Origin of the sequence: Paenibacillus sp. W2I17, from assembly GCF_030815985.1 — a bacterium.
GTDB lineage: Bacteria > Bacillota > Bacilli > Paenibacillales > Paenibacillaceae > Paenibacillus.
In genome coordinates this window covers 5277432-5301772 of sequence record NZ_JAUSXM010000001.1, presented here as the reverse complement: position 1 = coordinate 5301772, position 24341 = coordinate 5277432, and the positions used below count along the sequence as shown (strand labels likewise).

The 24341-nt window shown below is 45.1% G+C and carries 22 protein-coding genes; 1 reads left to right on the top strand and 21 read right to left on the bottom strand.

Features of this window, described 5'->3' with window-relative positions:
- Window positions 1–10: 10 nt before the first annotated feature.
- From fliD to QF041_RS23625, 13 genes are all read right to left on the bottom strand, one after another.
- Window positions 11–1546, bottom strand: coding sequence for a flagellar filament capping protein FliD (gene fliD / locus QF041_RS23685; protein WP_145324355.1), 1536 nt, complete (start codon window positions 1544–1546; stop codon window positions 11–13).
- 15 nt (window positions 1547–1561) lie between these two features.
- Window positions 1562–1939 (bottom strand): flagellar protein FlaG, encoded by a 378-nt coding sequence (locus QF041_RS23680; RefSeq protein WP_307415907.1) that lies wholly within the window; start codon window positions 1937–1939, stop codon window positions 1562–1564.
- A 97-nt stretch (window positions 1940–2036) separates the two neighbouring features.
- The gene (fliB, locus tag QF041_RS23675; protein WP_307415906.1) at window positions 2037–3266 is read right to left on the bottom strand and encodes a flagellin lysine-N-methylase; all 1230 of its coding nucleotides are present in this window, start codon (window positions 3264–3266) and stop codon (window positions 2037–2039) included.
- A gap of 138 nt (window positions 3267–3404) precedes the next feature.
- The gene (locus tag QF041_RS23670; protein WP_307415905.1) at window positions 3405–4238 is read right to left on the bottom strand and encodes a flagellin N-terminal helical domain-containing protein; all 834 of its coding nucleotides are present in this window, start codon (window positions 4236–4238) and stop codon (window positions 3405–3407) included.
- A 145-nt stretch (window positions 4239–4383) separates the two neighbouring features.
- A complete protein-coding gene (gene csrA, locus QF041_RS23665) occupies window positions 4384–4629 on the bottom strand; it encodes a carbon storage regulator CsrA (protein WP_145324363.1) in 246 nt (81 codons plus the stop codon).
- A complete protein-coding gene (locus QF041_RS23660; RefSeq protein WP_307415904.1) occupies window positions 4630–5079 on the bottom strand; it encodes a flagellar assembly protein FliW in 450 nt (149 codons plus the stop codon).
- 84 nt (window positions 5080–5163) lie between these two features.
- Window positions 5164–5733: a DUF6470 family protein gene (locus QF041_RS23655; protein ID WP_307415903.1), complete on the bottom strand. Its 570-nt coding sequence runs from the start codon at window positions 5731–5733 to the stop codon at window positions 5164–5166.
- An 18-nt stretch (window positions 5734–5751) separates the two neighbouring features.
- A complete protein-coding gene (flgL, locus tag QF041_RS23650; RefSeq protein ID WP_307415902.1) occupies window positions 5752–6672 on the bottom strand; it encodes a flagellar hook-associated protein FlgL in 921 nt (306 codons plus the stop codon).
- Window positions 6673–6695: 23 nt separating this feature from the next.
- Window positions 6696–8252 carry a flagellar hook-associated protein FlgK gene (gene flgK / locus QF041_RS23645; RefSeq protein WP_307415901.1) on the bottom strand — a complete coding sequence of 519 codons (1557 nt, stop codon included), beginning with the start codon at window positions 8250–8252 and terminating at the stop codon, window positions 6696–6698.
- 19 nt (window positions 8253–8271) lie between these two features.
- The gene (locus tag QF041_RS23640; protein WP_211085529.1) at window positions 8272–8775 is read right to left on the bottom strand and encodes a flagellar protein FlgN; all 504 of its coding nucleotides are present in this window, start codon (window positions 8773–8775) and stop codon (window positions 8272–8274) included.
- Between the two features lie 11 nt (window positions 8776–8786).
- Window positions 8787–9071 carry a flagellar biosynthesis anti-sigma factor FlgM gene (gene flgM / locus QF041_RS23635; RefSeq protein ID WP_047840678.1) on the bottom strand — a complete coding sequence of 95 codons (285 nt, stop codon included), beginning with the start codon at window positions 9069–9071 and terminating at the stop codon, window positions 8787–8789.
- A 174-nt stretch (window positions 9072–9245) separates the two neighbouring features.
- Window positions 9246–9653: a TIGR03826 family flagellar region protein gene (locus tag QF041_RS23630; protein WP_307415900.1), complete on the bottom strand. Its 408-nt coding sequence runs from the start codon at window positions 9651–9653 to the stop codon at window positions 9246–9248.
- 243 nt (window positions 9654–9896) lie between these two features.
- A complete protein-coding gene (locus QF041_RS23625) occupies window positions 9897–10367 on the bottom strand; it encodes a ComF family protein (protein ID WP_307415899.1) in 471 nt (156 codons plus the stop codon).
- A gap of 99 nt (window positions 10368–10466) precedes the next feature.
- Between QF041_RS23625 and QF041_RS23620 the strand changes: the two genes are divergently transcribed.
- Window positions 10467–10865 carry a hypothetical protein gene (locus QF041_RS23620; RefSeq protein ID WP_307415898.1) on the top strand — a complete coding sequence of 133 codons (399 nt, stop codon included), beginning with the start codon at window positions 10467–10469 and terminating at the stop codon, window positions 10863–10865.
- Window positions 10866–10903: 38 nt separating this feature from the next.
- On the opposite strand, the gene QF041_RS23615 is transcribed toward QF041_RS23620, so the two are convergent.
- The 8 genes from QF041_RS23615 to metK all read right to left on the bottom strand — a co-directional run bounded on the left by QF041_RS23615 (window position 10904) and on the right by metK (window position 24094).
- Window positions 10904–12793: a helicase-related protein gene (locus tag QF041_RS23615; RefSeq protein ID WP_483874694.1), complete on the bottom strand. Its 1890-nt coding sequence runs from the start codon at window positions 12791–12793 to the stop codon at window positions 10904–10906.
- Between the two features lie 455 nt (window positions 12794–13248).
- Window positions 13249–13626: a hypothetical protein gene (locus tag QF041_RS23610; RefSeq protein ID WP_307415896.1), complete on the bottom strand. Its 378-nt coding sequence runs from the start codon at window positions 13624–13626 to the stop codon at window positions 13249–13251.
- Window positions 13627–13983: 357 nt separating this feature from the next.
- A complete protein-coding gene (locus QF041_RS23605) occupies window positions 13984–14706 on the bottom strand; it encodes a response regulator transcription factor (RefSeq protein ID WP_026081439.1) in 723 nt (240 codons plus the stop codon).
- Between the two features lie 7 nt (window positions 14707–14713).
- Window positions 14714–15874, bottom strand: coding sequence for a sensor histidine kinase (locus tag QF041_RS23600; protein ID WP_074092506.1), 1161 nt, complete (start codon window positions 15872–15874; stop codon window positions 14714–14716).
- 47 nt (window positions 15875–15921) lie between these two features.
- Window positions 15922–18645: a stalk domain-containing protein gene (locus tag QF041_RS23595; protein WP_307415893.1), complete on the bottom strand. Its 2724-nt coding sequence runs from the start codon at window positions 18643–18645 to the stop codon at window positions 15922–15924.
- Window positions 18646–18947: 302 nt separating this feature from the next.
- Window positions 18948–22310 (bottom strand): SwmB domain-containing protein, encoded by a 3363-nt coding sequence (locus QF041_RS23590; RefSeq protein WP_307415892.1) that lies wholly within the window; start codon window positions 22308–22310, stop codon window positions 18948–18950.
- A gap of 20 nt (window positions 22311–22330) precedes the next feature.
- The gene (locus QF041_RS23585; RefSeq protein WP_307415891.1) at window positions 22331–22675 is read right to left on the bottom strand and encodes a hypothetical protein; all 345 of its coding nucleotides are present in this window, start codon (window positions 22673–22675) and stop codon (window positions 22331–22333) included.
- Window positions 22676–22891: 216 nt separating this feature from the next.
- A complete protein-coding gene (gene metK / locus QF041_RS23580; RefSeq protein ID WP_036612510.1) occupies window positions 22892–24094 on the bottom strand; it encodes a methionine adenosyltransferase in 1203 nt (400 codons plus the stop codon).
- Between the last annotated feature and the right edge of the window lie 247 nt (window positions 24095–24341).

Below are 24341 nucleotides of genomic sequence, written 5' to 3'. Positions count from 1 at the left end.
GTGAATTGAATTAACCGACTGATCCTGTTAACTGTGAGAGTTGCGATTGATATTTGGTCATTGCTGCTTCCATAGCTGCAAATTGTTTGTAATAGCGATTTTCAGCAGCACTCATTTGAGTTGTCATTCTTTTAATACGACTATTATAGTCTTCCATTTGTTTACCCATGATGCTTTCAGGTTTAAAAGCAACCGTGGTGCTTCCGTCAAACTTTGATGTACCCGCTCTCTTAGAAATACTATCCATTGCCTTATCTGCAGCAGCTGCTAATTTACCGAATATGGATTGAGATACATTTTCTCCTGTCCCTAGGAATAACTCAGTTAATTGCTGCGGATTCGATTCAATAGCTTCTTTGAATTTCTGTTCGTCTAGGTGGAGTTTACCATTCTCATAATAATATTTAGTCGATATGCCCATTGAGCTTAAGCCAGGAACCTGCAGGGCTGATCGCATCTCACTAAGCATTGTTTTTAAGAAGGGGTCATTCTTAAGTAGACCACTTTTAGCTTTTTTCTCCCAAGCTGTAATATCGGTTTCACTCATAGCAGAACGTTGTTCCTCTGTAAGAGGAGGAAAGTCCTTGAATTTTTCTTCTCTGATCATCGTATTTAAATTATTGATCAATTTATTGTAATCCTCAATAAAGGCTTTGACTGTTTCCAGCGCCTTAGTAGGATCCGTTTTGGTTGTTACAGTAATAGGACCTTTATCAGCAGTTAAACCTTGGAACGTCAATTTAACTCCATTGTGCGTGGCAGAATTTGAATCACTTTTCAATACTCCCCCACCATTAATTGAATACTCGGCTTGCTCCCCCTTTGCTGCAACTGACTTATCAGTCCAATTTTGCTGTGTATCGAACAGTGTTAAAAAACTATTGTTTACTGCAAAGTCTCCGCTAACTTCAGGTTTTAAAGCCCCAGGAATCTCAATTTTGCTAGCTGAGCCTTCTATTTTAGACGTAAGTATGAGCTTCCCTGATAAATCATCAAAAGCAGCTTTAACCTTCATATCCGGATCAGCATTAATTTTGGAAAGAACAGAAGAAAGTTGATCAGTAGCCTTAAAATCAAGGGTCTTTCCGTTGATTGTAACCTTGAACTGCTCAGTAAGATCACTAGAGCCTTTTAGAGTTGCTAAAGTATCTGTATTTTTTATTCCGGACTTTGGAGGTGTTTCGATTTTGGCTGCTGTAGCCAACTTCGTAACTGTTACATCCATCTGAACACCATTAGCCGAAGCCAGTGCTTCAGCCTTAACGGCTGAACTTGCCGAATCAACCATATTGCCACTGCTATCTTTCATAGTTGCAATTTGCGTGTTGAGAGCAGCCGAATTACGATAACCACTAGCTTGAGCTGTCAACTTGTTTTTCCCGAAATCAAACAGTTGGCTGTTTACTTCTCTGTAAGTCTCTCGTTGCCATTGCAGAGCCTGTTTATTTTGATTCATTTTATCCAAAGGAATTCGCTTGGATGCCATCATGCTTTTGACCAAACTATCTATATCCATACCTGAAAAGCCATTAACTCTTGTAACCATTAATTTCCCTCCCTCTTATACTCTCTCGTCAACAATAATTCCAGCGAGCTCCATCATGTTAGCTACTAAATCCAATGTCTTTTCAGGCGGAACCTCACGTAGTAATTCACCAGTCTCTTTGTTAAGCACTTTCACTATGATTTGATTTGTTTTTTCGTGAATGCTAATGTCCAGGGTAGTTTGCGGACCTTCTAACGCTTTTACTGCCTTCTCGATGCGGCTAATCAATTGCTCTTGCCCTAAAGAAGCAGTAACAAGTCCTTGTTGTTCAAGACTGTTCAAATCCTTAGTTCCATGGGAAGCGGACACAAGTGTTCCAAGAGTCCCCAAGCCGGCAATCGCAGGTGATACCTCAGACTTAGTTTTGGCTGACATCGAAAACTGAATATTCATCTTCAAACCCTCCGACATTCAAATTCACTCATTACTCCTTATTATCGGCAATGAGGAGTGAATGGTTTAGGAATTCCGAAAATTCGCTTTTTTGAAGTTAGTTTTTGATCAATACAGACATGTAAGCCATACTTGTAAAACCGTTCTCTTTTAAGAGATTAAAGATCCCACTTAAAAACAAACTATTATGTTCAACTACTTTAGAAAAAACCTGAATTGTAGCAATTATCGACTCTTGACTAAGACCTTCTTCCGCACCAGCAAGTCCGATAAGATGCAATTTAATAATCGCATAGTGGATGACAAGCAAGACGTAATTGTCGAAGATCTCATCAAAACCAGAAAGAGGGAAAAGATTTTGGTAAACATGGTTGACCAGATAATTTTCCAAAATATATTCGTGTTCTGACATGAAAGGATGATAGTAAGAGTGAAAAGCACGATCATATGCAGCAGCTTTTTCGTCCAAAAGAGAATTTTCAGAAGCCTTCAAACTATGCATTACCTTATTGTATAGTTCCAGATATCGTTTGCTTGAAATTCCGTAAACGAATCTTTGCTCGGCAATCTTTTTGATTAGTTCCATTTGAACGACTTGTTGAACAGGAATTTTATCGAAAGACGACTTCAAGCTTAGATCATTAAACATAACTTTATAACTAGCAATCAAATCAGGAATCTCTTTATAACGACTCGCTTTCACATACTCATCAAGTTTCTTGTAAAACATCCCCAAAAAAATCAAACGATTCTGAAGCTCATAATTTCGATCCTGCAAAATCTGTATGGTGAAAATTCTTAAATCCCAGAAATATTCAGCAATTGGAGTCGCATTTTCATTTTGGGTATGCAACACTCTATGACGGCTAGATTCTGCCTCTCCATTTTGAATTATCTGATCAAATTCAATCCCATCAGGATTAAGCAAAGCTAATCTGGCAATTTCAGGACAAGACACTGTTCCTGATTTTTCAAGCCCTTCATCCACTCTATTAATATTCCGTGGATATGTGCTGCAAACTTTAGAAAGATACGATTCTCCTAATTCTAATTGAATCGAGCATAATTTTTTTTCATTTAAAAATGAACAGCTATGATTATCATCCATTTTGAGCTTAGCATATCTAAATTTATTTGGATTTGATCGATTTCTGGAAACAAATTCTTTGAACATATGAGTTAACTTCGCATGTTTCACTTTACGATATTTTTTATAAGTCTTTTCGTCAATATCTACTCGCCAGCCTGAGCAGCAGCTATCTTCACAAGCTGAACCGATACAGGTAAATTTTTGCATATACTGTGCCGCAAGAATAGTTTGAGTCACTAAAGGTCACTTCCTTTCTTTTAAAACATTGTTATTATAGATATCGGAAAAAAAGCCCCAGGTTATAACCCTTTACAACAAATAAACATAAAAAAACCAGAGCTGGATGCTCTGGTTTTTCCAAACAAGCTTTTAAAATTAACGAAGCAATTGCAGAACGCCTTGTGGCTGTTGGTTTGCTTGTGCCAACATCGCTTGCGAAGCTTGCGCCAAGATGTTATTTTTGGTTTGTGCCATCATTTCTTTCGCCATATCAACGTCACGAACACGAGATTCAGCAGCAGAGAGGTTTTCCGACGAAGTATTCAAGTTGTTGATTGTGTGCTCCAGACGATTTTGAACGGCACCCAGGTAGCTTCGGCCCGAAGATACGGAAGCGATCTGAGTATCAAGTGTAGTAATCGCAGTATCCGCACCAGCTTGTGTGCTGATGTCTGCACCTGTGATTGCTGTCTCAATAGCATCCAGCTTTACTCCGGCTTTACCCAGATCCAGGTCAATCGATTGAGTAGCATTCGCACCCACTTGGAGCTTCAATACGCCAGCAGTCCCTGCGCTTCCATCCAACAGCTTCATTGTGTTGAATTCTGTCGTATCTTTGATACGTCCGACTTCTTCTGTAAGCTGATCAAATTCATCTTTCAAAGCAGTTCTATCTGCTGTCACGTTTGTATCCGAAGCAGATTGAACTGCCAGTTCTCTTTGGCGTTGCAGGATCGAATGCACTTCGTTCAGTGCGCCTTCAGTTGTTTGGATCAGCGAGATGCCATCTTGTGAGTTCTTGGCAGCCATGTCCAAACCACGAATTTGTCCACGCATTTTTTCGGAAATTGCCAAGCCAGCAGCGTCATCGCCTGCACGGTTGATACGCAGACCCGAAGACAGCTTCTCGATCGACTTGTTAGTGTTGGTAGTGTTAACGGACAGCTGACGGTGAGTGTTCATTGCTGCGATATTGTGGTTGATAATCATTAGAGTATTTCCTCCCTGAAATTAAGTTAGTTCCACATCCTTGTGGTAAACGCCGCGACATTAAGGTCGGCCGCCCTGCCGAAGCAGCGTCTATATAATATATCGGCGGAAGGTGAGCAACTGTTTATAGCTAATTGGAATATTTTTAATCTTTTTTGAGTTCTGTATTTCGTAGACGTTCCATAAAGGCTTCAATATTGGCTGCAAGCGGGGTTGCAGACTCCCGATTCGTCTCTTGAATGGATGCATATATTTCCTGCCTGAATATATCAATATGCTTGGGAGCGGAGATTCCAATTCGCACTGTATCTCCCTCTACAGCGAGCACAGTCACTTCAATCTGATCCTGAATGATAATAGACTCGCCTTTTTTACGTGATAATACCAGCATTTACACTCCACCCTTCACTGACTTGGCATCGTCTTCTGCCCAGATCAGATGGCGTGTATCGTAAGAAGACTGATGGAGCACGACTTGTTTCCCTACATGCTGCTCGGGGTTAAGAACTACGGGTGCAAGCAGGTTCATTGTTGATTTGTTCGCCTGCGAATGGATGGTCACCATAGAATACACGGATACTTGCTCTATAATCTCCAGTTCTTCCTTATCTACCTCTCCCAATTCAAAGCAGTAATCTGGTACGAAAGTAAATGGATTTACCAAAAGGAATGCCAGTCCCGGCTCCCTTGTGGATTGTAAATAACTGAAAGGCGTCTCCTCCCAAGGAACCAATGCAAATTCAGTCTCTTCATCGAACCCAGGTAAACCTTTCGGGAATTGATATACATCTTCGTCCTGAACCTCTACTTCTCCCCACATGCTTGTCTGAATCTTAATCATAAACGCCTCCTTGGCGATAGTTTTTTTGATGCAAAAAAAGCTATAGCAGGCATACGAATGACCGTCTATAGCTTTCATTATAGCTTATAACTCCAGATCTATAGCAGTTGGAGTGAATTGTATAGAAGCATACTGCTTAACATAAATGTCTAACTTGCCACGCTGATACTCAATCTCAGGTTTATTTACGATGACGTTCATCTCAGAGACAGCCGCTTCGAAACGAACACTTGGTGCACGCGTCTCAATGCGTATATCCACGTTATCCATAGAGGCGGGCGTTCTTGTTTCGGGGAAGGGCTTGGACTTCCAATTGGTCCCTATAATATTCGCAATCGTATTGCCTGGCTTGTGTATAGCCGCCAGCTCATTCCCTTGCTGAACACGCTCAGCCATATTCTGCATGAATAATTGCTGAATACCCGAATATATTCGGGCATTCATATCGATCATATTCCCACCATGATAGGCAGAAAAAGCCTTGGATTGGTCCACATTCAGCTCTATTGCATGGCTTTGCACCGTTAATTTACTAGGCTTGGTATGGAGCTGGACCTCTGCCTTCGGCTGGCGAATTGAATACTGCCCAATGTCCGCATCGATATGCAATAGCGTGGGCGTTGTGTGAATTTGTACCACTGGAAGAGTACTCATTAGATGATCTCTCCTTTGTTATCTAAGAAAATCAACTAATGACTGGGATATAATTTTAGCACCAGCGGAAAGTGAAGCATTATATATATTTTCTTGAATTTTAGACTTAATTGATAGTTCAGCGTAATCTGCATCCTCAACCTTGGCTTGCAAATCCGTTAAGTTCACTTCAAGATCACTTAATCGACCTTGCATGAGTTCGACGCGATTGGTTTTCGCCCCAATCTCTGCACGGATCGCAAGCATCTTGTTTGTTCGAGTATCAATGTTTGCAAGCTGATTCGACACTTCCTTCTGATCCCCACTGGCGAGAGCCTGACTAATCGTATTAAAGATTACAAATAGATTATCAGCTTCTGTAGAGTCACCAAATACTTCATTACCGGTTACGTTAATTGGAAGTTGGATACTCTCTCCCACGATAAAATTAATTTTACCTGAATCAGTAACGACGGAAGCAGCATTGGTTGTATCGAACGAACCGTCAGCACTGACAGGGAAATCATACGGTTTCACATCGTAGGTTTCACCATTGAATACATACTTTCCATTCAACGTGCTGTTTGCAATATCAACGAGTTGTGCCTTAAGTTGCATTACCTCTTCATTAATACTATCCAGTGCAGCTTGTGGGTTGGTTCCAGTCCCTGCCTGCACCGTTAGTTCCCTTAAACGTTCAACTACACTGCCCGCCTGATCCATTACTGTATCATTAAAATCTAACCATGAAATCGTGCTATCCACATTTTTTTGATACTGTTCGTTGGAAGACAGCTCGGCACGATAACGAAGGGAGTATGTAATCCCTACAGGGTCGTCAGACGGTTTATTGATTTTACGGCCTGTGGCCAATTGAGTTTGCGTATTGTTCATCTGCTGCGCATTCCGGTTCAGGTTAAGAATCAACTGTGAGCTAAGCATATTATTTGTTATTCTCATTGTCTTCTAGTCACTCCCTTCTATTATCTGCCTACCGTACCGGTAGAGTTAATCAATTTATCAAGCAATTGGTCATATGTGGTCATAAAACGTGCTGATGCACTGTATGCATGCTGGAATTTGATCATGTTAGCCATCTCTTCATCCAGAGAAACACCACTAACCGATTGACGGCGAGTATCTACTTGTTCTACAAGAAACTCCGAATTTGATGTCTGACGTGCCGCTTCCTGAGATTGGACCCCGAGTTGTCCCACAATGGCACTGAACTGAGCACCAACCGTTGCATTACGTAAACCATCAGCAGACTTCATGGGCGTATCTTTCAGATTGGCAAGTAGATTCGCCAGTGTATTATTCCCCTTGATTACAGTCTCTGTGCCTGAGGCATCAGTAGTTGTTCTTAAAGATGTCGCAATCTTATTCGGATCAGCCAGAATCGCTGCATTCAAAGAAATATTGCCAGCAGTGATCGCGGTTCCACCATCAGATGATGTGAAAAATGGCAATCCAGGAGAAGTCGTTCCATCCATGCTGTATCCCAATTGATGCAAACCGTTTAAGCCTTTAACCGTAACAGTCAAATCAGCGGTCAGTGTACGTGCAGCTCCAGTATATGTCACTCCATCCAGAACAGTATTATCTGGCAGGACGGAGCCTGCTGGCAGCGTAATCTGCATATCTCCGTTGGCAAGCGTATTAGCTAAGTCATCCATTTGTTTCTGATAATCCGTCACCAACGTGTCTCTGGACTTGATCATGCCATGGACCTCACCGTTGGTGAGCGTGCCTGCTGTATACGCAGCATTCAGAAAAGCAGGATCAACCGCTACTTGTACCGCCCCGCCAGTGACTAGTGCCTGTCCATTCATCTGAATCTGGTATCCTTGCGGAGAATCCGTAACGGTAACATTCATGATTTTGGAAAGCTTGTCTGTCATCAGATCACGTTGGTCACGTAAATCGTTGGCATTGTCGCCAAGAGACTCGACTTTTACAATGGCACTATTAAGGTTCGCTATATTACCCAGGTAGCCCTGAATTTCATTGCCTTTCACAGCAATGTTACTATCAAGATCCTCGCTAAGTGCATCCAGTTGACGGCTAATCTGATTCATCGCATCGGTCAGAGCCAACGTCGTTTCTTTTACGATCCGCCGTGCTGTGACATCCTCAGGATTTTTACTCAGATCTGACCATGATTTGTAGAAATTATCCATAACGGTTCGAAAACCAGTGTTTGATGGTTCGTTTACAATAGCTTCAAGTTTCTCAAGAGTATCTCGTTGAATGGACCAACTCCCGAAGTTGGTATTTTCATTACGATACTGGTCATCCAGGAATTTCTCACGCACACGTGTAATGGAGTCGAACTCTACCCCTGTACCGAGCTGCCCTGGTGTTGTGCTATGCAGAAATGCAAATGGCTCCATTGGAATAGATGCCTGCATGTTTACCTTTTGGCGTGAGTAACCTTCCGTGTTGGCATTGGAAATGTTATGACCTGTTGTGCTAAGAGCTGTCGTCTGTGTGAACAAACTGCGTTTAGCCGTTTCGATTGAATGAAATGTAGATGTCACCTGGTTTCCCCCTAATTAATCAGGCACGCGTGTCAAACAGACCGATTCGCCCTGGATTACCGTTCTTATCAGCAGGATGCTGATATGTGGCATCCTGTTCTGGTCGAGAAGCGAAGATATCCATTGAGAGATCAATAAACATCAAGGATTGCTCGATCAGCATTTGGTTCAATTGATTAATTTCTTTTAACTCCTGCAGTGTTCCCGCCAGCTTCTTCTGGACTTCAAGCAATCGCAGTTTATCAGCCGGATCAAAAATCAGCTTCGAGATCTCAGTAATATTCAGGTTCAGCATAGATTTGATTCCACGCTCCTGTAGCAGTTCGTGTACTGCACTCTGCCGTTCGATCTCCAATGGCTCCTGTTGTTTCATGAAACGAGATTCTTTGTTGAGGAGGGCAATGAGTTCATCTACATCATTTTTGACAATAACCTGTCTCTTGACCTCGCTAAGTGCCAGCATATCGCGGTGACTTTGTTCCATTTGCTGCAAAACTGCAATCAATCTGTCCAGTGCTGCCATTACGTGATCACCTATTCCTTATCAAAAGACTTAAAATACGGCAGCAGCTTGTCAGCAAGCTTGCTGCTATCTACCTGATACGTTCCCGAACTCACCTGTTCTTTGAGTTCCTGTATCCGTTGTATGCGTCCTGCATCCTGTGTACGACTTTGTTCCTCAAGCATCTTCATCGCCTCCGGAGAAATGGATACCTCGTCCTTACGGCGGCTCTTCTTGGCATCAGCCTGCTGATTGGATTCAACGTTCCTTTGATATGAATTGATGGCGCCAATTCTACTCGGTTCATTGATTTTCATTTAACTTGCACTTCCTTCCACATTAGGTTTTTACGACGATATACGTTTTTCTTACTTTAATCTTTATGTTGTCAAAATGATTAGGATAATAAAAAAAACCGATAATCTTTAATAAGTTTATCGGTACGTTTCAAAACATTTGTTATAGCAAAACATGTATTTGAGCCCTCGCTCCTATGAATCGCGTAGTTTGTCGACAGCATTGTAGGTTCGTCCGCCTACATTGTTGTTATCCTTCTGACCTACTTCACGAGCTGCTCCTGCCAAGTCTTTCGTTAAACGATTGCGGCAAGAATCACACATATGACCTTCACGAATCAATGTACCGCATACTTCACAAGGATACATCATATTCGGGGCATTCTCGATGGAAATTCGTCCCTCACGAATGAACTTGGTAATGTTTTTAATTGAAACTTCTGTTGCATCAGATAGTTCCTGTATGTTGGTACCTTTGTTCTCGCGCAAATAATCTACACAAATCTGATATTCCTTCTCTATTTCCTTAATACAGTTTGAACATACATCTCGAAAATTCAACGCATATAATTTACCACAGCGAGGACAATTACCTAGATTCATCGCTAAAACGCCCCTCTCAAACTTCCATTTCCGAATAGATAATAACTATACATTACCTTATTTTCTCTGATGAAGCCATAGTCTATTTACAGAACAAAAGAGGGGCACATGATGCACATATACGAAATCCCTCTCATGGCCATTTTGCTTAAAATATCGCTCCATTCTCCTCCCGTGGAGCATGCTACTCGTACATTAAAAATAAAATTATTCCATAAATATATTAAAAGTCCCATTTATTAATTAGGATCTTGCCAGTGTCAGTGTGTAAATCTCGACCGGAATCTCCATGTAGAAGCCAGCATTTAGAATACCCCGCCCACAAGCGTCCAACGTGCTCCCTGTTGTGTATATATCATCAATCAGCAGTATCTGTATGGGTTTGGCATGTGACATGCCCTTTTGTGTTGGCAGATGAGATCCCCTGTATAGCTCTTCAATTAGATGCATACCATCCGGGTTGATGGAAAAAGCGTTCTTCATCGTTTCAATACGCTCACCGCGTGATTTGAAGCTTTGTTTGGTGGTGTTGATCTGGCGCTGCAACAGATCAACGATGGGTAGGCTGCAGGCGGTGGCGAGCCCAGCAGCCAGCCGCTCCGCCTGATTGAAGCCGCGCTCGGTCAGACGCTCGCTGCTCACCGGGACATAGGTAACCGCGTCAGGCCGCCATTGCGGCTTCGTTTGTTGAGCATGTGTGGCGGAATGAGCCACGAGGGCTGGGGGTTCTTTTGCCAAAGCAGAATTCTGTTCATCACTCATCGCTTGAAAGGCTTGAATCAACAGCGCGGTTAGGAGCGGCGCGTATCTTTCATGGCCTCGAAATTTGTACATTCCAATCCATTCTTTCATAAGAGGGTTGTATTGTACGGCACTGCGGTTGGAGATAAAAGAACGGTTTTGCATATGTGGACGAGCACAGTCCGGGCATCCGACACCCCGACCACAACGCAGACAGCGGATAGAACGAATCCATGGAATCTGCTTCACACAACGTGGGCATATACCTGGATAGAGCGAGGAAAGGATCGCCCGAGTGCCGCATGTCAGACAAGTCGCTCCCGGTGGGGCGAGCAGATGGTGGAGGCGTTGGGTAAGGTGTTGAGCGTGATCGGTCATGTTGCTGAGCCAGTTAAACATAATCGTGTAAACCTCCAATCTGGTCTGGAGAATCTAATGGTATGTAGGAAATATACGCTGTGTGTACTTTGAAATATGGATGCTAATTCATATATTTAGGCAGATGAAAATTATGTCTGGGATGGCGGATGCAGGTAACCTTTGCGACGAGCGATGGTGTTCATTCTCCGAATCTGTGCAACGGCCTTCACCTGTGAACGTGTCCGACGAGATGATGCAAAAACCACTCTACCCGCCGGGTCATCCATCGAACGCCCTGCTCTACCTGCCATCTGGACCAGCGACGCTTCATCAAAGAGACCATTGTCTGCATCCAATATAAAAACATCACTGCGCGGAATGGTAACGCCACGCTCCAGAATTGTTGTCGTTACGAGCAAACGAATTGTGCACTCACGAAAGGCTATAACTTTGCTAGCGCGATCAGGGTCCTGAGATGAGGTTCCTTCGATATGGATTCCGGGAAAAGTACGACGCATCAGGTTCACAAACGTCTCAATCTGGGCAATGCGTGTTACAAAGACAAATACCTGAGCGTCGCGCTTCAATGAAATTTGGATGTTAGTCTTCAAGGTAGAAGGAAGATTTCGTTTCTTAATACATTCAGCAACGGTAACCATCTTGATCAAGCTTGGCACGGGCAAAGGATGACGGTGGAAACGTACTGGAACTTTAGCATGAGTTAGTTTCCCCTGTGCTGCTTCCCTCTGGAGCCGAGCTGGCGGTGTAGCAGATAGATAGACGAAATTCCCGTCCGGTTTACAGGCGGATGCCGCCGCGTGAGCGAGCATGGGATCGTTGTGATAAGGGAACGCATCAAGTTCGTCGATGATAACGAGATCAAATCCCTGATAAAAACGCATCAGTTGATGTGTGGTCGCAAGCGTGAGCTGAGCGTCTTTCCAGCGTTCGTCACTGCCTCCGTAAAGGGTAGCGAGTGAGGTGTCCGGAAAAGCTTTCGCCAGGCGCGGGGCCAGTTCCAGTACCACATCCCTGCGCGGCGTAGCGACCAAAGCTCCTCCACCACGATCCAATGTATGTTGGAGCAATGGAAAAATCATCTCGGTCTTACCGGCCCCGGTCACGGCCCACAGCAAGAACCGCCCCGGCCCATCCCCTGCGGGCGGCCGGGCCAAAAACGCAAGCGCCGCGGCTGCTGCCGCGCTTTGCGCTGCGCTAAGCCCCCACCGGGCGAGCCCGCCGCCGGTGGGGGCCAAGGCCGTGCCACGCGGTGCTTCGCCGCGTCGTGGCACGGCCCCTTGCGCTGCACTGCGTAGCAGCAGCGCACAAGCACGGCTGCGCCCCAGCGCGAGGCAATCCTCGCAGTAGGCGCACGCCGCCAGGCCGCAGGCAGCGCAGGGCACGCGCTGCCTGGCTTCGCTGCCACAACGGTGGCAGCGGGGCGCGCTCCGCGCGCGTCCAAGCCACGCGTGCCGACGGCGCGTGGCAGGCGCTTCGAGGGCGGCTGTGATGCTCAGCCGCCCATGCAAGCGCGCGAGCTGCGCAGCCGCGTGCGACTCCTCTGGCGGCTGGGCGGTATCCGCCAGCAACGCCTCCGCCTCGGCCGCCAGTAATTGGCGGCCGCTGATACGCTCAGCCAGCAGGGCCGCGTCCCGCTCGAGCTGAGCCCACTGCCCGGCGGGATACGGCTCGGGCATCCCGCCTACCAAAGCACCACGCGCAGCGACACTCCCCGCTTTGCCCGCTATGCCTTTTCTGGCCTCTGTTTCCCCCGAGGCCAATTCATACACATCCAGCTTCCGTGCAAGATAACTCTGCCAATCGCGCTGGCCCCACTGATCCATACTTCGCTCCATCTCAAAATGTTCAACCAACCAGGATGCCTGACTTAACGGTAACGCTTTGTCTAACAGCAGCCAGCGCAGCACATGTCGCCCACTTCCTCCCTCCAGCCACCAAGCCACATCCACTCGAATGTCGAGTGATAACATCATGCTCCATCCTTCCCCTAAACGGCACACATATAAAGCAACCTTCATTTACTCTCCTCCCCCATCGCACATTCTCCGAACGCAAAAAAAGCACATGCCAACCCGGCTGTTCGCCGGAGCATGTGCTTCATGTCCATATTCCATCTTCGTATGATCAATCTACTTATCACTATACCAATTGAACCTTTACATCACAAGGTTAGTTACACAACATGATCCATCATACAATTCTGCTAATAACCAGAATCTTTCTATAAAATTGCGAAACTTTTTCCAATCTGAATCGTCTATACTTTTAAATTAAGAGTTCTGACTTCGAAAAGTTTATTTTAATACTCATGAACTCGTCAAAACCCAGACAATAACCATAGATTGCATAAAAACCCATTTTTAATTTAAAAGCAGACTTGGCTACAATTACAAAAAAAGACTACAGCTTCTGCTGTAATCTTTTCACTGTAGATCTGCGAAATGCTAATCCCATTTCCCGTTCACATGCTGATTTATTGCTCTGACTCACGCAAATCAATCAGGCGAAACGTGTGATCGGTCTGTGCTACCCGTTCAATATCAGCAGGGACAGCAGGCAGATAAGATGTCTCCATGCCTTGCCTTTGCATAAGCTTTTCAATAATCGTAATCGTTTCCGCTTCTGCACGATCAGCAACAACGGTTAATCTGAAGCTCTTACCACGGTATAATAATTCCCGGCAAAGTTCTCTTACAATGCCTTCGATCCGCCCTGCCTGATTGGAAGGGATGAGCAGAATCTGCTCGAAACCTTCAGATTCCGGACGGGAAAGATGGCGCTGGTGCATGGCATGAACGGCCATTGCCGCCAGGAAGTATATGAGCAGAATCATAGTCAGATGAGCAACCATGGCAACTGCACCTCCTCGGAAGGTCATGCTCACCCATGGCGAACATCCCTGTATACAACAAGTATATGCTGTACTTCCTGAAGGGTTACACTTGCATTTCCTATCACTCATATTCCACGCTGATCGACACCGGACGAAGAAAGACAGGCCAGGTCATTCATTCACGCCTAAGCTTGAACATATGTTCCGCACAACCTTACACTTTGCTCATTTGCAGTGATAAAGTCCATTAACCCGCAGACCAATCCAACATTCTGGAAAGGGCGAGAGTGAACACCAATCTATACTTCGTCTAGGTTGAATCAACCAATGGACTGACTTACCGTAAGAATACTGCTTTACGAAAAACATAAGGTATTAGAGCGTAACCCAACCATATTTGATCGAATTGATAACAGCTTGAGTACGGTCGTCCACTTCCATCTTCTGCAGAATACTGCTGACATGGTTTTTTACTGTTTTTTCACTGATGAACAGGAATTCACCAATCATTTTATTGCTCTTACCTTCTGCCATCAAGCGAAGCACTTCAGCCTCACGACGTGTAAGCGGGTTATTGTCGCCAGCAACAAATTTAACACCTGCCTCCTTCGAAGCTCCTTCACTCATTGCCCCTGTTTCATTAAGATACGTCATACGACGCAGCTGCATGATTAGTTTGCCTGTTACTTTCGGATGTATGAACGCATGTCCTTCATGCACGGAACGAATCGCATTGATCAGAGACTCGGCCTCCATATCCTTCAGCAAGTATCCGTTAGCCCCTTTACGAAGCGTCTCAAATACATAACTTTCATCATCATGAATGGACAAGATAATCACTTTGACATCAGGGAACAGCTCACGCAATTTCTCCGTTGCTTCAACCCCGTTTTCGATTGGCATGTTGATATCCATCAATACGATATCAGGTTTATCCTGATTGCAGAATTCGAGCACTTGAATTCCATCGCCGCATTCGCCGATGACCTCAATGTCGTCCTCCATATTTAAAATGCGTTTCAGTCCCTCACGGAACAGCTGATGATCATCAGCCAAAAGAACTTTAATCGATGCTTTACCAGTATCACGGTTTTCCATCATCCTGCTACTCCTTTCCCTTATCCACGTTTGTCGGGATATGAATCACTATTTTGGTTCCTTGATTTTCTCCTGATTCAATCTCTATTCTTCCTTCTAACAGTTCCACCCGTTCTCTCATCCCAATCAGACCGAAGTGGGTATGATCCTTGCTTTTCTTCGCAAGAAGCTCCGGTTTGAACCCAAGCCCATTGTCCTGAACGACAATTTTGACGAGCTGAGCCTGGTATGTAATTTCCACTACAACATAAGTGGGATAAGCATGCTTTGCAGCATTCGACAGACCTTCCTGCACGAGGCGGTAGATCGCTGCCTCCATCGCAGAAGATAAACGGTGTTCTTTACCTCTTGTTTCAAAAAGCGACCGGATTTTCGTTTTTACCTCAAAATCCTGCACGTACTTCCGAAGCGTTGGAATCAGTCCCAGATCATCCAGTGCCATAGGACGCAGATTGAAAATAACTTTTCTCATTTCTTCAAGACTGGAACGAACCTGGCCTTTCAAATCTACTATTTCGGCCTGGACCATCTTAAAATCCTGCTTAATGAGCATTCTTTCTACAATTTCCGTCCTAAGCACTAGATTGGCGAGCATCTGCGCAGGCCCGTCATGAATCTCACGAGCAATACGTTTCCGCTCTTCTTCCTGGGCCAAAATTATTTTCAAACCAATCATTTGTCGATTTTTGGCAGATTCGATGATCCGGGTCACTTGACCCAGTTCACCTGACAGGTATTCGAGTACAACACCCATCTGCGAACCGATGGTCTCGGCACGCTCCACAGAAGCTTCCACATTTTTGGCACGCTTCTGTAGGTCATCCCGACGGGCCTTCAGATACATTTCCTTCTCACGATAAATCATCAGATCCAGCTGCAGCTGTGTTGCTTTCTCATACGCCTGCTTGATATCATGCTCGGAATATCGGACAAAGTCGCGGCTAACCTCAGTCAGCCGGATCCGGGAACGGCGGTAGTTCAGCTCCAATTGATCTACTTTCTCGATCGTTTCCGCCGTTTCCTTCAGCACCGACTTTAACTCCTCGTTGAGTGTTTTCAGCTCATCGCGAGTTGCGTCCATAATTTCGAACATTTGATATTTGCTGTTTTCCATGACTTGTATGGCGTTTTTAATGACGCGGTCTATGGCATCGGCTTGTAAATCCACGTTTGTTCGACTCCATTTCTATCGTTTCCGGTATATATCATACCATATCACGATGAGATGGTAACGGTCTTCGTTTTCTGTTCCCATTTTACAGTCAGACCAAGTTGCTCGGAAACGAGTCTAAGCGGGACTAAAGTCCTACCACCTATTACGTAAGGTGCAACAGTTGCGCTCTGTCTTTTACCATTCAGAGTGAATTCTTTCTGCCCTACAACCAGATCAATCAGCTTGCCACCACGTAATACCGTGATCCGCTGATTTTTGCTATCCCAGCTTGCCTGACCACCAAAAGCGTCCAAAACATGTTTGATTGGCACATACGTCGTACCATTTTTCAGGACCGGTGCTGCATCAATGGCTTTTTTCGTTCCGTTCACCGTCATCGATTTCTGTCCAAGCACGAGCGAAGCTGTACCCGTAGGCAATCCTACTTCACTGGACTTGGAAGGCATCGTGAATGCGATATTGTCAAAAGCAACCGTACCTGATTTCGCACGCTCATCCTGACCTTCTTCCACGTTCACCACATAGACCCGCTTCAGCTTCGCCGGATAGGCGATGTTCAGTCCGTTCAGGTCCACACTCAGCTTCTTCCACCCGTTCCAGTCAATCGCCTTGGCGAGATCGGCATATACCGTTTTGCCATTGGCATCCGTGAATTCGGCACGCAGCCAGTTCAGACTTTTATCTCCCATAACATCCATCGACATTGATGTAGCTGCAGCAGATACCTCTCTACCGCTAGAGCCATTCAGTTGTGCATAAGCGTACATTTTGCCTGTTCCAGCAGTCATATCATAACCAAGTTGCAGCACATTGGAGCCGGCTTTTTCACCAGTTCCTGCTGTAACGGTTGCCGTACCAGTTACACCCGCTGCGTTCGTTGTGAAGTTAATCGGATAATTCACGTTCTCGAAGTTCTCCCAGATCGTTTCGCTGGCAGAAGCCGAGAGTACAACGACCGTGCTGTAACCATCATAACGACCAATCGCATATCCTACTTGTGCACCAGAATTGACAGAAGAGACGGTTAATTGGTCAGCAGAAACTTTACCTTTGAATCCGATAAATTCCCATGTCAGCGAGTCTGCCGGAACCGTAACACTTTGTCCGCTCTTCGTCGTTGCCGTTACTGGAATCGACATCGTTGTGCCCGCTTTGAGCGAACCGAGACCTGATCCTGCTGTCAGGGAAGCCAGTTCACTTCCACCCAGTACCGATACTTTAATGGAGGATGAAGCTCCATTGCTCGTTGCCGTCAGCGTTGCTGTGCCTGGCTTCACACCTTTGATCGTGCCATTGCTGACACTCACGATGCCGTTGTTGCTGGACTTCCAGGACATGCTGATATCGCCTGTTGCAATCGGGTTGTAGTATGTGTCATATCCTTTGGCTGTGTACTTGCCCTCTTGCCCCACCAGCAACGTTTGGCTGCCACTCACGGCGAAGCCCTTCAGTTTACCTACAGGAGCCGTAGAGAACACACCTAGCGTGTTTACAACCTGACGTTGCTCGGTGCCATACTCTGTGTTGAACGTCAGACCGGCGGTTTGCTCACCTAACGGACGGGTTACCATTGTTGTGGAGCCGCCTCCGTCCAGGTTCATGCCTTTCCAGACACCCACACTGGTCATAAAGGATTGCAGTTCCGTCAGCGACATCCCGCTGCTGTTACTGTTTTTCTCCGCGGCGATGATGTAGACATACCGACCATCCTGGGAGTATCCTACTGCCGTTCTGGCACGAATGCCACCAATGCCGGAAGATGCGATATCACGGGAAAAGGATGCTGCCTTTCCACCGTTCACAAGAATGGTGTGACCGCCAATCATCATCTCCAGATTACTTGGATCAACCGATTGTCCGGTTGTTTTGGCTTTTAACTTGTAATCCGCATCCAAGGTTTGCCCAACGGATAGATGGCTCATGATCCATGTTGCTGCTGTTCCATGCGCACGCAAAATGTACCCATCCTGCGGCACCGTCATGTTTAACGCTTTTTTATCCGAGATTTGGGTAATTACTCCGTTCTGAACGAGTACCTCTGTTGGCGTTGTGGAAGGGTCATTTGGACGTTTGGTGGAGGTCCATGCCGGTGTATAAATATACATCGAGTTGGCATGACTATACTTCACCGCACCCGACTCTACCGTATAATCCTCTTTATTTATCCCACGCAAAGCAAAAGTTGAACCATCCTGCGCCTTCACTGTTCCGTCAAAAGAATACTCATCGATCATCGGTTTGCCATCCTTGGTCACCGTGAGGGCATACATGCCTGACAGTTCGGAAGGTGTGGAGACCAGAACGCCATCGGAGACCTGTCCACCAATTGGCGAGAGTTCCCCGGATACATTGAAGTAATCGCCATTTACAGCAGCTACTGCACCATTTTCCTTGGCCATGGCACCTGTGCTCTGTTTACTGTTCAGATTACCGCCCTTGCCTGTCATTACATCCAGCTTCACATACGGGTTCTGCAGATCCACCTGGATTACATCCGCCAGTACGTTGACCTTGGAACCGGAACGTGTTGTTGTATATCTGTATTTCATGAGCTTCGCACCCGAAGTCAGAATTTCTTCACTCAACTTGCTTGTATTTGTAGATGCTGCAGCGGCCACCGATTGCCACGAAGTGCCTGACCACATCTGCCCGCCTGCGCTCATCACCGGTGCAATCCAGATCACACCCGCCAGCGTCACAATTGCCCATTTCTTCACCTTACTGCCCTTAACGTCTTCCAGCTGTTTCCCATGTTTCCCCAGCATGTCTGAAACGTCTCTCCCATCTTGTATATCAATCTTAGACATCACGAACACTGCCAAGTAGGCAGCCGATAGCGAGATCTCTAGTATACTCTTCTATTAATAGACTGCTTTTTGTGGAAAAAGTTACGTTTGCCCCCTATATTAGCATGCATAGATTTTGAAAATAGCACTCTGTCATATCTCCGATGAATATTCCATTCATTCATATATTGGTCAATATAAAAAGAAACACATCAGCGTGAGTAGTTCGGCTGATGTGCTTTTTAGATACCTAACATTGTTTATGTCTTTAAGATTACCGGTTACAGATAACCAATTCTATTTAGCATACGTTTTAGCATGACTGCCGCTTGTGCTTTTGTTGCATGTGCCAGCGGCTTAAATTCAGTATCCGACACACCATTAATAATTTCTGTCTGTACTGCTTTGGCAACAATGTCCTTGGATTTAATAGATTTCTTATCCTTGAATTTAGATAAGGTATCCTCAACTGAAAGTTGAAGGGGTGCTGATTGCCCAGCATAATTCATTGCTCTCATCAACATAATGGCCATTTGTTCCCGGGTGATGAATCTATTGGGTTGGAATTTATTATCGCCAACACCCTCAATAATTTTCGCCTCCACTGCAGCGCCTATATATGCATAAGTTGAACTGTTTGCATTCAAATCTCGGAACTGTTGTGCAGCTGCACGATTGCCTTTTAGCCCTAATCCTTTGGCAATCAACTCAGCAAACTCTGCTCTAGTGATTTTCATATCTGGCTTAAATGCAGTAAGATTATCAGCACTTATGATCCACTTGGAGGCCAACTCTGTAATAGCATCTCGTGCCCATGGTTTTGCATTCGGGAAGCTTACCAAATGAGTCACGGGGGCTACGATCTGATTACCGTTTAATTTACCTCTAGCAACCATTCCAGATGTTGTAGTTCTGAAAGTTGTTGGTATATAGGATAACGTCTGTGTGTTCGAATCCACAGCAGTGAATCCGGATAAGACTGTTGACGTGTTTCCAGGAAGTTGCATCCAAAATTGACTTTTGATATTCTGTTCTACAGTTTGCCCGGTATTTCCGTTATAGAGCTCAATATGAACTTCTGTCACGTTAGCCAGTCGCTGAGCGTTTGAACTTGTTAACATATACTCTAACGTTCCTAAGGAGAATATAGGAAGAGCCTCTAACTGCACATATAATATGGCAGTACCAGGGGCTGTTGTTATCCCTGCACTTTGTCCCATAGCCACAACTTCCAGTTGTGACAAGGGCACAAGCCAGACACTATCACTATATTTAATGCCAAATGAACCCGTGCGGTAAGTTGCAGCTATCCGAGAGAGCGTATGGAACGGGATTCCCACAGATGCTGTTGCTTCACTCTCTGGAACTTCGAACATGATGGGTTGATTTAGTTTCCCGCTAGAATACGCATATTCAAATGCTTGGGCAAGCTTGGTCTCATCAATGGTAAACTGCCGTGTTGGACGATTGTTCCGTGAAGTTATAGTTTCGACAGCAGCTGTATCACTTTTCATAATGTACATTGATTGTCCAAAATCGGATTCAGCTGCACCTACTTCACTAATCCATGAGGGACGGCCCTTCAATGGAGCAGTGGGTGTGGGTGTAACTGTATCTACCTCTTTTATTTGCAATGTCAGTGGACCAAAAGCATCTACTTCAGTATTAAGAGCATCCCGAAGCGAAACTGCACCCGGTGTATAACTAACGATTCCTGTTTGTCCTGCAGATGCAGAAGTGGGCAACTTTAAAGTAACAACTGAGCCGGATGCCGATGCGGAGCTAACAGCTACGTTATTGCTACCAATCTGTACTCTGAACTGAGCTGGACTTAATGCAGATTCTGTCTTTAAAGCATTACGGAAGTTAATAAGTATCGTGTCTCCTTGTAACACACCAGACAGAATCGTTCCATTTCCATATGTGTAGGTCACGGGGGTTAAATTCAAGTATCCTGCCGGGTTTCCGTTTAGGTCTGTTAGACGGCTCGTTCCAGGAACGTAAGATAGTGTCACGGTCTGTGTATCAGTGACAGACGAGGCCAATGTCAGTGTCACGAGATCATCTTCAATTTCCGAATCATTGACAAATACAGCTTTCCCGTCTACCAGTACCGAATACTGACTTTTCAAAGGTTTATTTGATCTACTTAGCGGTTCGTTGTAGCGAATCCACAGTTTATTGCCGCTGACCTCAGCGTTTTGGAACTCTGGGTTCTTCGTATCAATACTGTTACGAACGTAAAATTCGTTAAATCCAGCAAGCGCTTGACCCCGACTGTCCTTTACAGCCCATTCACTCGGCTGATAGGATACACGAACAACCTCACCATTTGTGATCGAACGACTAAGGTTAAGAGTGACAAGTGAACTGTTATTGGTTGAGATGCTACTTACACCCACAGAAGTTCCATCTGCAGTCACGCTGAATTGTTTGTATGCTTCACTAGAGTTAATATATACGGTCTCAGGATAATAGAGATTGAGCGTACTGTTATAGACGCTGCCTTCTCTAGGTTTGGACATGATTGATTCCAAACTATTTTCCACATCTCTGGCTCCGAAGGCAGCTGCCGAATTCATAGATAAATCCTGAATTTTGCGCGTTGATGATCCAGGGGAGTATCCAATGCGAACCACTTGTCCTACTGCTACACCTGTATCTAGAACTACGTAAACACTATCTCCAGACACATAAGACGTAGATACACTACGTGACTCCCCATTAACAGTAACGGAGAAACTGGATGGCAGAGGATCAAGACTTGAGAGCAATTTATCATAGGTCAGACGAATGATGGTATTACTGTACATTTTGGAGGTTTTGAGAACAGGAGCAGTTCGATCTAACGTTTGTGTACGGAATGTCCACGATGTGGCTCCGTTAAGTCCTGTATACAGATTACCTGATTTGTCTCGCAACAGTCCTCCTGGAATATCCACGGTATAGCTTGTATTGCTAGTTAGACTACTCGATGGGATAATTCGCAGCTGTCGATGATTCGAGCTATTGACAGACGTAGATGTTGTTATTACTGCTCCGCTCGCATTTCTTAGCGTTACTGATCCGGGATAGCGAGGATCAAGCTCTTTGTTATATGTAACTGTCAGCTCTCCTGTCAGCGCGACTCCACTCGCTCCGTTAGATGGTGATAGAGAAGATACCACTAAGGAAGTTGGGTCTGATTGAAAAAATGTAAACTGCCACCCGTTAATTCCTGTTCCAGCGACATCATTCCCTGCCTTGTCTCTTAAAGCTCCTTGATCTATGTCAACTGAGTATGTAGCATTATTGGAAAAACTTTTCACGGGATCAATTGTAAGCGTATTGCCGCTAATCACGACACGAGACTGCGGTAGAGCCATGTCATACTGCTCAAACTCAACGCCACCTTCGTAAATTACGATTTCTCCCACACCAGCATCAATTGGATTGCTAAAAGTTACTTGTAAATTTGAATCACGAGTAACAGAAACTGCACCGTTAATTGGGAATAAAGAATTTATAGTCGTAGCCCCTAGTCCCAAGGTATAGAATGACCAAGCTTCTTCATTTAAGCCATCAAAAGGCTCATTATCTCCGTATTCAAAGGATTTCGCTCCGATTCGAATGGCGTAGTGCCCACCTTTTAATGCTTCGTTCAACTGAAAATTAATGATTTTTCCTACACACCTGGGATATCAGCGGAATCGGCTAAAACATTTACTGCAGAATTCACAGGAACTTCTGCAACCAGCTTGTTCTCCGGTAATCTGTATATGGATATGTTCTCTAGCGTACCTGTAACTTTTCTTACTGGCTTCTTGAAGACAAGACTAAATGGTAATGTACTATCAACGTTTCGAGCACCTAATGCTGGCATAGATGACTCAATCCCCAAACCCGTTAAATCGTCATCTGCATATGCAGTACTCTCTTTCAACCCCAAACCACTATACCAACCTTGCGTAGTCAATAATACAATTAACAATCCGATGATCCCCTTGCGGATCATTCCTTTTATACTCACCTTTCGTTCCTCCTCATCCAGATTCAACTGTTTATTCCATGTATAGACCTCTTTATGTATTTCGGCAAAAAGGAAATATTTGATTAGCGAATAGTTATTATATGTAAATATAATTTCCTTTTTTGTAATGAAGAGATATCCATAATACTAATGCAAAAAAAGAAGCCCAAGATTCCTTATAGGAATCTTGGGCTTCTACACGTGTTGAACAGAAGCTTACAGACCTGCTTGAGTTTTCAAAAGGTCTACTTTGTCCACTTGTTCCCAAGGTACATCCAGATCTGTACGGCCGAAGTGACCGTAAGCAGCCGTTTGTTTGTAGATTGGGCGACGCAGATCCAGCATACGAATAATGCCAGCCGGACGAAGATCAAAGTTGTTACGCACGAGCTCAACCAATTTCTCTTCGCTGACTTTGCCAGTTCCGTATGTATCCACGTTGATCGATACCGGGTTGGCTACACCAATCGCGTAAGCGAGCTGGATTTCAACTTTGTCTGCAAGACCTGCAGCTACAAGGTTTTTCGCTACGTAACGTGCCGCATATGCTGCGGAGCGGTCTACTTTTGTTGGATCTTTACCCGAGAACGCACCACCGCCGTGACGTGCATAACCGCCGTAGGTATCTACGATGATTTTACGTCCAGTAAGGCCTGCATCTCCCTGAGGTCCGCCAATAACGAAACGTCCTGTTGGGTTGATGAAATATTTAGTCTGCTCATCCAGCAATCCAGCTGGAACGACAGGCAAGATTACATGTTCTTTGATATCTTTTTGGATCTGCTCCAGCGTAGTCTCTTCAGCGTGCTGAGTAGACACAACGATTGTATCCACACGTACCGGTTTGTCACCGTCGTATTCAATCGTTACTTGCGTTTTACCATCCGGACGAAGATATTCCAATGTACCGTTCTTACGCACTTCCGCCAGACGGCGTGCGATACGGTGAGACAATGCGATTGGCAAAGGCATGAGTTCTGGTGTTTCGTTCGTTGCAAAACCGAACATCAGACCTTGGTCACCTGCACCAATGTTTTCTGTTTCACGAGCAACTTGTTCCGGGTCACGGTTCTCTAGCGCTGCGTTAACGCCTTGGGCAATATCAGCAGACTGCTCATTCAGAGAAGTCAGAACTGCACAAGTGTTATAATCAAAACCGAACTTGGCACGTGTGTAGCCAATATCCTTAATTGTATTACGAACGATGGACGGAATGTCCACGTATTCAGAAGCTGAACTGATTTCACCGATGACAAGCACTAAGCCTGTGGCTACGGAAACTTCGCAAGCTACGCGAGCATTGGGGTCGTTTGCCAAGAACGCGTCCAATACGGCGTCTGAGATCTGATCGCAGATTTTATCCGGATGTCCTTCGGTTACAGACTCCGATGTAAATAGATGCCGGCCTTTAACAGACATGAAGTTTCAACCTCCCATAACTAGTAGTATGGCGATTGCCCGAACAAAACATGACAGCGATTCGTTCACTGTACCCTCGAAGCTTTCCAAAATGGAATAAGGACGCAGGGTCCGCAGTACCGAAGATAAGGATTTTTCAGGTAATTGCCTCAAACGAAAATCAACCTTTCCCTAGTGGAAAAGGTTGCATACCTCAAGTGCCATCTTAACGTATTTGTCAAGACGTGTCAAACAAAATGGGGGAAGG